General features: G+C 71.0%; 13 protein-coding genes. 12 read left to right on the top strand and 1 reads right to left on the bottom strand.

The window, feature by feature from the left end; translation table 11 throughout:
- Window positions 1-38: 38 nt before the first annotated feature.
- From AB0368_RS25520 to AB0368_RS25475, 10 genes are all read left to right on the top strand, one after another.
- Window positions 39-512 carry a GNAT family N-acetyltransferase gene (locus AB0368_RS25520; protein ID WP_366156476.1) on the top strand — a complete coding sequence of 158 codons (474 nt, stop codon included), beginning with the start codon at window positions 39-41 and terminating at the stop codon, window positions 510-512.
- Window positions 513-588: 76 nt separating this feature from the next.
- On the top strand, window positions 589-1,203 hold the full coding sequence (locus tag AB0368_RS25515) for an alpha/beta fold hydrolase (protein WP_366156475.1): 615 nt from the start codon (window positions 589-591) through the stop codon (window positions 1,201-1,203).
- A gap of 270 nt (window positions 1,204-1,473) precedes the next feature.
- The gene (locus AB0368_RS25510) at window positions 1,474-3,129 is read left to right on the top strand and encodes a discoidin domain-containing protein (RefSeq protein ID WP_366156680.1); all 1,656 of its coding nucleotides are present in this window, start codon (window positions 1,474-1,476) and stop codon (window positions 3,127-3,129) included.
- 10 nt (window positions 3,130-3,139) lie between these two features.
- Window positions 3,140-4,411 (top strand): DUF1996 domain-containing protein, encoded by a 1,272-nt coding sequence (locus tag AB0368_RS25505; RefSeq protein WP_366156474.1) that lies wholly within the window; start codon window positions 3,140-3,142, stop codon window positions 4,409-4,411.
- Between the two features lie 97 nt (window positions 4,412-4,508).
- Window positions 4,509-5,555 carry a LacI family DNA-binding transcriptional regulator gene (locus AB0368_RS25500; protein ID WP_366156473.1) on the top strand — a complete coding sequence of 349 codons (1,047 nt, stop codon included), beginning with the start codon at window positions 4,509-4,511 and terminating at the stop codon, window positions 5,553-5,555.
- Window positions 5,556-5,588: 33 nt separating this feature from the next.
- Window positions 5,589-6,284 carry a hypothetical protein gene (locus tag AB0368_RS25495; protein WP_366156472.1) on the top strand — a complete coding sequence of 232 codons (696 nt, stop codon included), beginning with the start codon at window positions 5,589-5,591 and terminating at the stop codon, window positions 6,282-6,284.
- A gap of 4 nt (window positions 6,285-6,288) precedes the next feature.
- Window positions 6,289-6,930: an SDR family oxidoreductase gene (locus AB0368_RS25490; RefSeq protein WP_366156471.1), complete on the top strand. Its 642-nt coding sequence runs from the start codon at window positions 6,289-6,291 to the stop codon at window positions 6,928-6,930.
- 13 nt (window positions 6,931-6,943) lie between these two features.
- The gene (locus AB0368_RS25485) at window positions 6,944-7,645 is read left to right on the top strand and encodes a tetratricopeptide repeat protein (RefSeq protein ID WP_366156470.1); all 702 of its coding nucleotides are present in this window, start codon (window positions 6,944-6,946) and stop codon (window positions 7,643-7,645) included.
- Between the two features lie 46 nt (window positions 7,646-7,691).
- The gene (locus AB0368_RS25480; protein WP_366156469.1) at window positions 7,692-8,087 is read left to right on the top strand and encodes a hypothetical protein; all 396 of its coding nucleotides are present in this window, start codon (window positions 7,692-7,694) and stop codon (window positions 8,085-8,087) included.
- Between the two features lie 83 nt (window positions 8,088-8,170).
- Entirely contained in the window at window positions 8,171-8,845 is a 675-nt protein-coding gene (locus AB0368_RS25475; protein WP_366156468.1) for a DUF6766 family protein, read from the top strand.
- 48 nt (window positions 8,846-8,893) lie between these two features.
- Here the strand turns inward: AB0368_RS25475 and AB0368_RS25470 are convergent, their stop codons facing one another.
- Window positions 8,894-9,787: a hypothetical protein gene (locus AB0368_RS25470; protein WP_366156467.1), complete on the bottom strand. Its 894-nt coding sequence runs from the start codon at window positions 9,785-9,787 to the stop codon at window positions 8,894-8,896.
- A gap of 422 nt (window positions 9,788-10,209) precedes the next feature.
- Here AB0368_RS25470 and AB0368_RS25465 point away from each other — a divergent pair, with 422 nt between their 5' ends.
- Window positions 10,210-11,091, top strand: a complete 882-nt coding sequence (locus tag AB0368_RS25465) for a TIGR03619 family F420-dependent LLM class oxidoreductase (RefSeq protein ID WP_366156466.1) — start codon at window positions 10,210-10,212, stop codon at window positions 11,089-11,091.
- A 76-nt stretch (window positions 11,092-11,167) separates the two neighbouring features.
- A complete protein-coding gene (locus AB0368_RS25460) occupies window positions 11,168-11,671 on the top strand; it encodes a DUF3558 family protein (protein ID WP_366156465.1) in 504 nt (167 codons plus the stop codon).
- Window positions 11,672-11,688 lie beyond the last annotated feature (17 nt).

The raw sequence follows: 11,688 nt of genomic DNA, 5'->3' as shown, positions 1-11,688 counted from the left end.
TTGACCGCCGGAGGTGCCGGCACGCACGCTTTTGCGTCGTGATCGATGAACCAGTTCTTCGACCCCTGACGCCTTCGGACGCGGCCGAATACCACGCCCTCGTGCAACGCAACGCCGCCCACCTGACCCGGCTCGGCGATTACCGCGACGAGGTGGCGGCGACCCTGGACGAGGTCGCCGCACGGCTGGCCGGGCCGGGACCGCTGCGGTACGGCATCGTCTTGAGAGAGCGGCTGATCGGCCGGATCGACCTCATCCCCGTCGACCCGCCCCGCTACGGGCTCGGCTACTGGCTCGGCGAGTATGCGACCGGCCAGGGGTACGCGACGAAGGCGGTGGCATCCGCGCTGCAGCACGTCCGGACGCTGGCTGCCACCGACGTCTACGCCGGGGTGACCCACGGCAACGACCGCACCGTCGCCTTGCTCCGGCGGCTGGGGTTCACGATGGTGGCCTCGTTCGACTCGTACGACCGCTTCCACCTGGCCCTCACGGCGGAAGATGGCTCCTGACGTTCGTCGTCACCTTTGCTCCTGCACTCAGCTTCCCCAGGGGATGTTCACAGGTGAAGCGGGTAAGGAAGAGATCGTGACGTCTCCCCGCCTCACCGTCTCCGGACCCGCTGCCGATGCCCGCGCGGTCGTCCTGTTCCTGCACGGGGGCAGCGAGACCAGCAAAGCCCCGGCCCGGCGAGGGCTGGCCTACCTACGGATGGTGCCGTTCGTCCGGGCCGTGGCGACGGAACTGCACGGCCGCGACGTCGCCACCTGGCTGTTGCGGTATCGCGTACGGGGATGGAACGGTTCCGCCGAGGATCCGGTGGCGGACGGCCGGTGGGGGCTGGACGAGGCGCGGCGGCGGCATCCGGGGGCTCCTGTCGTGCTGGTGGGGCATTCCATGGGTGGGCGGGCCGCGTTGCGGCTGGCCGGGGAGCCGGACGTGGTGGGCGTCTGTGCGCTGGCGCCGTGGCTCAAGGCCGGGGAGCCGGAGCCGCGGCCGGGCGCGCAGGTTCTGATCGCTCACGGCGCCGCCGACCGGGTGACGAGTCCCGCGGCGTCGGCGGTGTACGCCGCCCGGATCGGTGCCTCGTTCGTGCCCGTGCCGGGCGAGACCCACGCGTTGTTGCGCCGGCCGCTGTTCTGGACGCGGCTCGTCACGGGTTTCGTCGCCGAGGCGTTGGACGCCCGGTCGCCTGTGCGCTGAGCGTCGAAGTTTCCGGGGACCTGGCGGGCGGGTTCATGGCGCCTACCTGCGGAGACAGCGAGCGCTGCGGTGAACGCGGCGAAGAAAGCGCTTCCCGGACGCTGACCAGGCATTGACACCTGTTAACAAGCCGGTTCACAGTGGCGTACGAAAGAGCGCTTTCTCAGCATCCCCCATCCCCCTCACTTCTTGATTCCCCGCAAGGAGGACTTCCGCATGAGCTCAGCTCTCTTCCGAGGTGGCGGCCGGCGAGGACGCCGCCGCGTGCGCATGGCAGCCCTCGGCGCCTCGCTGCTCGGCCTGCTCGGCACCTTCCTGGTGACCATCGTGGGCGAGGCGGCCGCGGCCGAGGTCGTCGTCTCGCAGGGCAAACCGACCACCTCCTCGTCCGACGAGTGGGCGGGCACCCCGGCCTCCGCCGCGACCGACGGCAACACCGGCACCCGCTGGTCCAGCCAGTTCTCCGCCGGCCAATGGATCAAGGTGGATCTCGGCTCTGCCATGGCGGTCAGCCGGATCGACCTGAACTGGGAGGCGGCGTACGCCACCGCCTTCACCGTCCAGTTCTCCACCGACGGCACCACTTTCACCAACGCCACGAGCAGCCTGCGCGGCAACGTGGGCGCGCAGACCATCCCGGTCGCCGGCACCGCGCGTTACGTGCGGCTCAACCTCACCGAGCGGGCCCTGTCCCTGTACGGCTACTCGCTGTGGGAGTTCCAGGTGTACGCCGGCGGCGGCGCCACCGACTCGACCCTGCTCTCGTACAACAAGCCCGGCGTGGCCTCCAGCGAGCAGAACGACGTCAACTGCAACCCGTGCACCGCGGCGAAGGCCTTCGACCTCGACCCCGCCAGCCGCTGGGCCACCAGTTCGACCACCGGCTGGGTGGACCCGGGCTGGATCTACGTCGACCTGGGCGCCACCGCGCAGATCAGCCGGGTCGAGCTGCAGTGGGATCCGGCGTACGCGACCGCGTACAGGATCCAGGTCTCGCCGAACGCGAGCAACTGGACCGACATCTACTCCACGACCACCGGCAAGGGCTTCAAGGAGGTCCTCACGGTCTCCGGCTCCGGACGGTACGTGCGGATGTACGGCACCGCCCGCTCCGGCCCGTACGGCTACTCGCTGTACGACTTCGACGTCTACGGCACCGGCGGCGCGCCGAACACCCCGCCGGCCAGGCCCGCCGACCCGGTGTTCCCGGCGACCCGGCTGGTGTTCCAGGACGAGTTCAACGACCCGGCCGGCACGAGGCCGAGCACGGCGAAGTGGACGTACGACCCGGGCTTCCCACAGAACGGCGAGGTCCAGTACTACAGCGAGAACAGCAACAACGCGCAGACGAACGGCCAGGGCCAGCTGGTGATCGAGGCCCGCAAGGAGGCCGTCAACGGCCGTGACTACACCTCGGCACGGATGAACACCGGCACCAAGTTCCACGTCCAGTACGGCCGCGTCGAGGCGCGCATCAAGGTGCCGAAGGGCAACGGGCTGTGGCCGGCGTTCTGGATGATGGGCGCCGACTTCCTCACCGGGCGCCCGTGGCCGTACAACGGCGAGGTCGACATCATGGAGGTCCTGGGCCGCAACACGGGTGAGGCGTACTCGACGCTGCACGCGCCGCAGTACAACGGCGCCGGCGGTTACGGCCAGAAGTACGCCACCGTGGACCTGTCGCAGGACTTCCACGTCTGGGCGGCCGAGTGGGACAGCAAGGGCATCAAGTTCCTGCTCGACGGCAACCAGGTCTTCTACGCCACCAAGGCCACCGTCGAGGCGACCCGCGGTCCGTGGATCTTCGACCACCCGTTCTACCTCATCCTCAACCTCGCGGTCGGCGGCGACTTCCCCGGTCCCGTCGACGGCTCCACCCCGTTCCCCGCCCGGATGCTCGTCGACTACGTCCGCGTCTACCAGTGAGGTTTCCCCCATGCGCAAGAAGAGCATGACCGTCGCCGCATCGGTGGCGGCCGTCATGACCGCGTACCTCGCCATCACCCAAGTCGGTGCCAGCGCCGCGGACGGCCTGCTCTCCCAGGGGCGTACGGCCACCGCATCGTCCACCGAGTCCGCCGCCTTCCCCGCCTCGAACGCCGTGGACGGTAACGCCGGGACGCGCTGGTCCAGCGCCTTCAGCGACCCGCAATGGTTGCGGGTCGACCTGGGCGGCACCGCCACCGTCTCCTCGATCGTGCTCGACTGGGAGGCCGCGTACTCGAAGACCTTCAACCTGCAGATCTCCGCCGACGGCAGCACCTGGACGAATCTGAAGGCCGGCGTCGCCGGCACCGGCGGCCGGCAGACGGTCGCGGTCTCCGGTTCCGGCCGCTACGTGCGGCTCGAGTCCGTCGCCCGCGCCACCCAGTGGGGTGTGTCGCTCACCGAGTTCCAGGTGTACGGGACGGGCGGCGGCTCGGCTCCCCCGCCGACCATCCCGCCGGGCGCGGTCCGCGTGGCCGAGTTCCTCGCCGACTGCCCGTTCAGCCACCGGCTGCCCGACGACCCCATCGTGTTCCCGAACATGCCCGGGGCCTCGCACATGCACAGCTTCTTCGGCAGCGAGGTGACCAACGCCGCCACGACGGTCACCGACCTCGTCAACGCCAACAGCAACTGCAACCCGTCCATCGACAAGTCGTCGTACTGGATCCCGACGTTCTTCAACAACAACGTTCCGGTCGAACCGACCACGGGGGTCTTCTACTACCTCGGTGAGGGCGTCAGCGACGCGCTGATCGCCCAGACCCAGCCGTTGCCGTTCGGTCTGCGCATCGTCGCCGGCAACGCGCGGGCAACCGGCCCCGACGACAACACCATCTCCCGCTGGTCCTGCCTGCACGCCGGCGAGGTGGGCTCCTCGCACGACTTCGTGACCTGCCCGCCCGGCTCGATGCTGGAGTCCTACCTGGACTTCCCGCACTGCTGGGACGGCGTGCACCTGGACTCGGCGGACCACAAGAGTCACATGGCGTACCCGGTGAACAACGCCTGCCCGGCCACCCACCCGGTGGTGGTGCCGAAGCTGCGCCAGGTCATGCGGTATCCGGTGAGCGGAAATCCGGCCGGGTTCCGGCTCGCGTCCGGTGCGGGCTACACGATGCACGGCGACTTCTTCAACGCGTGGCCGGTGGAGGAGATGGCCCGGCGGGTCGACGACTGCATCCGCGTCATCGTGAAGTGCGGCACGGACGGGCGTCCCTGACGTGGCCGCTCCCGCCGCCGGGGCTGCGCGCGGCCCCGGCGGCGGGAGGCCAGAGAGCGCTCTCCAGGAGATCAAGCTCGATGCTATAACAGAGCCCATGAGCACCCGGGCCGGTCGCGGCGGCCAGAATCCGACGATGGACCAGGTCGCGGAGGCCGCGGGAGTGTCCCGGGCGACGGTGTCGCGGGTCATCAACGGCGCACCGACCGTCGACGCCAGGATCCGCGAGATGGTGGAGCGGGCCATCGCCGAGACCGGGTACGTGCCGAACGTCGCGGCCCGCTCGCTGGTCACCCGCAAGTCCAACTCGGTCGCGCTGGTCATCTCCGAGCCCGACCGGCCGTACGACTCCTCGTTCCTGAACCGGATCTTCACCGACCCCTACTTCGGCCGGATCACCGCCGGGGCGACCGCCGCGCTGCGCCCGCACGACATCCACCTGGTGATCATCCCGACCGACTCGACCGACCACCACCACGTGCTGCGCTATCTGCGCCAGGGCCACGTGGACGGCGTCCTGCTGATCAGCAGCCACGAGCAGGATCCGCTCCCCCGCCAGGTGCACGACCTCGGCATCCCCGCGGTGGTGTCGGCGCGACCCGCGACGCCGCTGGCGACCAGCTTCGTGGACGTGGACCAGCGGCTCGGCTCCCGGCTCGCCGCCGATCGCCTGCTCGCCCGGGGCTGCCGGCGGCTCGCCACGATCAGCGGGCCGCTGGACATGCCGGCCGCCCTGGACCGGCTGGACGGGTTCCGCTCGTACCTGGCCGACCGGGGTTTCCCCGGCGTGCCGTCGGTCGAGGGCGACTTCACCCGGCACGGCGGGGAGGAGGGCGCGCGGCGCCTGCTGGCCGACCACCCCGACGTCGACGGGCTGTTCGTGGCCAGCGACCTGATGGCGGAGGGGGCGCTGCGGGCGGTGCAGGACCTGGGCCGGCGCGTACCCGACGACCTGGCCGTGGTCGGCTTCGACGACAGCAGCGCGGCCCTGGACTGCCGGCCGCTGCTCACCACGATCCGTCAACCCGTCGAGGAGATGGCGGCCGAGATGGCGGAGGTGCTCATGGCGCACATCGCCTCGCCCGGCAGGCTGCCCCGGTCGGTCACCTTCCAGCCCACGCTGGTGGTCCGCGAGTCCGCGTGATCGTCACGGAACGGCATAGGCCACCATGACTGCGTGGGCGACCTCCTGATCAATCTCCTCGCCAGCGTCATCGCCGGTGCCACGGTGTGGCTCGCGCAGTTCGCGATCCGGCGCCGCCGGCTCGACCGGGAACGCGCTTTCTTCGGCCTGGCCGACGGCACCACGTGCCTGCTGGTCACCTCCCGGCACTTCGCCTCGCCCAGCACCGAGAGCGTGCACCGCCGGGACGTCGCCGCCCTCGTGGAGCTGACCACGCTGGCCAGGGAGTGCGGCGCCCGCGCCGACCTGGTCGGCGGCACCGATCTGCGGCACGAGCTCGGCCGGATGACGGAGTTCTGCGTCGGCGGCCCGTCGGCCAACGCGCGGACGGCCGTCCACCTCCGCACGGCCATGCCCGGCATCGCCTACGAGGGACTCTCCTTCACCGCGGACGGCAAGCAGTACGTGAACACCGCGGAGGACCGGTACGCCGTCCTGGCTCGCTTCCTGTCCCCGTCCGCAGTCCGGCCGGTCTTCCTCCTCGGCGGGCTCAGCTCCGACGGCAACCTGGGGGCCGCCCGGCACCTGGCGAACCACCACCGCGACCTCCAGCAGGCGTACGGCGACCAGCGCCCCTTCTGCCTCGTCCTGCGCGTACGGGAACCGGAGGCCTACGGCACCGACTTCACCGAGGTGGCGGCCGACGTGACCGGCGTCGCGTTCACCGCGCCCCGCACGGGTGAAGACTGAGGGCATGGACATCCTCGTCGCCGGCGGCCACGGCAGGGTCGCGCTCCGCCTCCTCCAGCTCCTGGCCGCGCATGGCCACACCGCCCGCGGACTCGTCCGGTCGCCCGAGCACGCCGCCGACCTGCGGGCCGTGGGTGCCGTACCCGTGCTCGGAGACCTCGAGCGGGACGCCGCGCTGGACGCGTACACGCAAGGCGCGGACGGCGTGGTGTTCGCCGCCGGCGCCGGGCCGGGAAGCGGGCCCGAGCGCAAGCGGACGGTCGACCTGGGCGGCGCGGTCAAGCTGGCGGACGCGGCCGTCTCGACAGGGGTACGCCGCTACGTCATGGTCTCGTCGATCGGCGCCGACCGGCCGGAGTCGGCGGGCGACGCGATGCGGCCCTACCTGCTGGCCAAGGCGGAGGCCGACGACTACGTCCGCGCCTCCGGCCTGGACGCCACCATCGTGCGGCCGGGCTCGCTCACCGACGCCCCGGGCACCGGCCTCGTACGGGTCAGCCGCGAGCTCGGCGGCCGCGGTCCCGTGCCGCGCGACGACGTGGCCGCGGTGCTGGCCCACGTCCTGGCGACGCCGGCGACGACCGGGCTCACCTTCGAGCTATTCGGCGGTGAGACGCCCATCCCCGACGCGATCGCCGCTCTGTGAGTAGCCTCCGCTTATGGGGACAACGGGGGAAACACTGACGAGCGGCAACGAGGCGCTCTACGAGGCCGCGTTCCGGACCGGGGACTACGCCGAGGCGGAGGCGACCTTCACCGGCATGCTGGCGAAGGCCCGCGAGTCCGGCGACCGCGCACTCGAGGCAGCCGCCCTGGACCGGCTCGGCATGCTCGCGCACTTCCAGGCGCTGGAGCGCGACCTCGCGGACGCGGACAGCGACACCGAGCAGCGCCTCTTCGAGCAGGCGCTGAGCATCCGCCGGGAGATCGGCGACGAGAACGGCACGGCGGAGTCGCTCTTCGGCCTCGGCCTCGTGCACCAGGTGCTGCGCGGCGACTGGGCGGCGGCGATGCCGTACTACCGCGAGGCCCTCGAGCTGGCGGAGAAGCACGGCGACCTGCTGCTGCGCTCGGAGGTGCACCGGCACATCGGCTTCTACCACACGACGAGCGACCTCCAGTCCGATCTCGCCCTGCACCACCTCAAGATCTCCCACGACCTGCGCGCCGAGCTCGGCGACCCGCGCTGGATCCCCGGGGGAACGGTGGCGCTGGGCCTCGCCGAGCTGGCCGACGGGCTGCGCGAACAGGGCCTGGCCCACGTCCGCCAGGCCCTGCAGCAGGCCCGCGACGCCGGCCTGAGCCCGCAGCGCATCGGCTGGATCGAGCACTTCCTCCAGGAAGCGGAGACCGGGCGGTGACGGCGACCGATGATTGAAACCAGTCATGGCGGGGAAAGCGCGCCACGTGCTCAAACGAATCTTGCCCGCGATGCTGCTGGCCGGACTGGCCGGCTGCACGTCGGTCGGCGACCGCGGTGACGCCGCCGACGACGTGGCGCTGCGGCTCCTGACCGCCGTCGAAAGCGACGACGGGCCTGCCGCCTGCGCCACGCTGGCCCCGGACACCCTCGCCGAGGTGGAGGAAGCCGCCGGCCAGCCCTGCGACAAGGCCATCCTCGACGAGGACCTGCCCTCGCCGGGCACGGTGACCGGCACCGACGTCTACGGTCAGCTGGCCCAGGTCCGCCTCACCGGCGACACCCTGTTCCTCGCCGCCTTCCCGGGCGGATGGCGGGTGGTCGCGGCCGGCTGCACGTCCCGTGGCGACCAGCCGTACAACTGCACCCTGCAGGGAGGCTGACCGATGCGCGCACTGTTCATCCTGCTGCTCGTCATTGTCACGGCCGGGCTCGCCTACTTCATCGCCCTGGGGGTGCTGCACCGGTGAAGCGCTTCGTCAAGGAGAACGCCCTCGGACTCACGTTCGGGCTGCTGTTCCTGGTCGTGCTGATCGGCCAGGCGTTCGCCGGGCTGGCCGACTTCAACCAGCAGCAGCTGACCGCGGGACTGCCGGAGATCTCGTTCGGCCGCTACATCACCTCGGCGAGCTTCGCCGCGGACGTGGCGGAGAACTGGCAGTCGGAGTACCTGCAGTTCTTCCTCTTCATCTTCCTGACCGTGTGGCTGGTCCAGAAGGGCTCCCCCGAGTCGAAGAAGCTCGACGAGGTCGGCCGGGAATCGGACAAGGACCAGAAGGTCGGCCCGTACGCCGACGAGAATTCGCCGAAGTGGGCCCGCGCCCATGGGTTCAAGCTCTTCCTCTTCTCCAACTCCCTGGGCTTCGTCATGGGCGCGATCTTCCTGGTCTCCTGGCTCGCGCAGTTCATCGCCGGCCGGGCGTCCTTCAACGAGGAGCAGCTGCGCAACCTCGAGGATCCGATGAGCCCGGGGCAGTACCTGATGGCGCCCGACTTCTGGAACCGGACCCTGCAGAACTGGCAGTCCGAGCTGCTCGCGGTCGCATCCATGGCGATCCTGGCCATCTACCTGCGGCAACGCGGCTCCTCGCAGTCCAAGCCGGTCGGTACGGCGCACACCGCGACCGGGGTCGAGGGCTGACGTCACCGGCCCGGGCGGGTGGCGGCCCGGCCCGGACCCGCTCGCGGGCTACTTCACGAGCAGCCGCCCGACGCTCGCGGCCCGATCCTCACCGAGGGCCGCACGCAGCGCCGCGGCGGTCTCCTCGGGGCTCAGCCCCCCGGACCCGATCGCATCCAGCGCCGTCTGCGCGCTGACCTGCTCCCCGACCGGCACGGGGCCGGCCTTGGCGAGGGCGTCCACCGCGGCCTGAAGGTGGTCGACCCGGTCCCTGATCTGGTAGCCGACGATCGATGCGACGATAGCCCGGTTCAGCGCCCACGCGGCGCCGACCGTCGGGTTCCCTGCGCCGTCCGCCCCCGGATTGGCGATACCTCCGGCGGGAACCTTCCCACTGGCGTCCTTGCCGGGGTCGTACGCCAGCACCGCGCGGGCCAGGGCCTCCCGGCCGGCGGCGCTGCGCGCCCACTCGGTCATCCAGGCGTTGAACTCGCTCTTGGTCACGTCGTCTGCCTCCAGCAGTCCCCAGGGACGCGTGTCCCGCTCCTGGGCGGTCGTGTAACGCGCGGAGAAGTGCGCGTGCTCGGTGTGGGCGCTCGCGCCCGTGTACCTGCGAGCCGTCCAGCCCCAGGACCGGGACCAGATGCGGCGGTTGTAGATGACGTTCTGCAGCCGGTTGTCGCGGCCCTCGCGGTGCCGGATGACGATGATCTCCACACACTTGGTCATCGTCCAGCCGGGCTTGCGCAGATCGTCGTCCACGTCGATCGCGTGGACCTCGTTCGAGCGGTCGCTGTCCTCGTACGGCGTCCGGCCGGTCTCGTCGGGGTTGTGATCCGACGGACTGGCCGCATGAGACGTGTCGCCGATGGAACCGTCCGAGGCCTTGTCCCGGTTCGGCGCCAGCCGGTTGAACTCGTTACGGAGTGAGACCAGGCTCGGCACCAGAATCCAGTTGGCCATCCGGTTCCTCCTCCCAGGGGTCGGCAACGGGGTCACCGGCGTACTGCTCGCCGGGCCCGGGATCATGCGCCGAGGCGTACTGCTCGCCCTCGGCAACGTCCTGCTCGCTGAGCGGAAGGTGCCGCTGCGGGCGGGGCGGATCTGTCATACGGTCGTGCTCCTCGGGTCGGATCGGACCGGTTGGTCCGATGATGGCTCGATTGAGGGGCGCATGAGTACCCCCACGGAGGGACCGCGATGCCGGTTCACCCGGTTAACCGCGCCTTCTGAGGAAGTCCGGACCAACCTGCCGCACCGTCACCACAAGATCACCGCACGCCCGTGACCGAAGCCGCCCTCGGACCCGCATGCGATGTGGATCGATGGCTCTGCGCGCGGTGCCGCAGTACGGTGACCGGATGTTGACCAGTTGCGGATGTCCGGTGTCCGGGGTGTGGGCCGATCCCCTGTCGGTGACCGGGTTCGCGATGCGGGCGGAGGAGCTCGGCTACCACGGAATGTGGGCCTTCCAGCGGCTGCTCGCCGGTGCGGGCCAGGACCTCGAGCCGGTCTACCGCAGCGTCCTCGACCCCCTGCTCGCCCTGACCTACGCCTCCGCCCGTACCACCCGGATCCGCCTCGGCGTGGCCGTGATCAACCTGCCGTACGTGTCGCCGGCGTACCTCGCGAAGCAGGCGACCACGTTGGACGTGCTCTCCGGTGGCCGGTTCGACCTCGGGCTCGGCACGGGCTGGTCCGACGTGGAGTTCGCCGCGACCGGCTCCGATCCGAATCCGCGTGGCCGCCGTACGGAGGAATACCTCAAGGTGTTGCGGACCCTGTTCACCGACGAGGTCGCGGCCTTCGACGGCGAGTTCTACCGGGTGCCGCCGAGCACGATGGGGCCGCCGCCGGTGCAGCGCGGCGGGCCGCCGATCCTCCTGGGTGGCAGCGCCGACAGCGCGCTGCGCCGGGCCGGGCGGATCGCCGCCGGCTGGGTGAGCAGCAGCCGGGCCGGCCTGCAGGACATCGCCCGGGGTGCCCAGATCGTGCGCCGCGCCGCCGAGGAGGCCGGGCGGGATCCCGATTCGGTCCGCATCGTCGTCCGCGGGGTGGTGCGCGCCGGGCTGCGGGACGACGCCGTGCCGCTCTCCGGGACCTGGGAGCAGATCCGTGCGGGCGCCCAGTTGTACGCCGAGGCCGGCGTCACCGAGCTCTTCTACGACCTCAACTGGGACCCGTTCATCGGATCGCCGGATGCCGACCCGCGCGCTGCTGGCGAACGCGCCGAGCAGATTCTGACCGCCCTGGCACCGAACGGCTGAATCTTCTCCCGCATACGTGTCAGCCGGGGTCGCCGACTCTTCCGGGGGATCACCGCCGCCCGGCACCCTGACGTCCATGAAGCGCCTCCTCGCCGCCCTCGCCACCTGCGCCGCCCTGACCGGCTGCGGAGTCCTGCCCGCCACCGACTCCGCGAGCGGGTCCGTGCCCACGCCGTCGTCCGCCGCCGGGCTCGGCGACTCCGTCAAGGACTCCGGCGACATCCCGGATCCCTGCACCCTGCTCAGCGACGCCGAGGTCAGGAACCTCACCGGCCGCGGCATCAGCCAGCGGGACGAGGACGGCGCCCAGGCCGGTGACGTCTCCCGGTTCTGCCAGTGGCAGCAGCCGGGCGGTCAGCTCGCGGTCTTCCTCGCCCGGACCACCGAGTCCGACTTCCAGGTCAAGATCGCCGAGGCCGAGCCGGTGGACGGCGTCGGCGAGGACGCCTTCTCGCTCGCCGGTCACCTCTACGTCCTGCACGGCACAGTCTCGATCGACGTCTACTCGCGCGGCGACAGCGACGAGGAGAACATGGACAAGGCCCAGCGGATCGCCAAGGTCCTCATTCCGAAGATCTGACGACGGTACGCGGAAAA

Source organism: Actinoplanes sp. NPDC051475 (assembly GCF_040689425.1).
Taxonomy (GTDB): Bacteria; Actinomycetota; Actinomycetes; order Mycobacteriales; family Micromonosporaceae; genus Actinoplanes.
The sequence above is the reverse complement of the archived record's forward strand: the minus strand, read 5'-3'. Positions and strand labels throughout refer to the sequence as shown.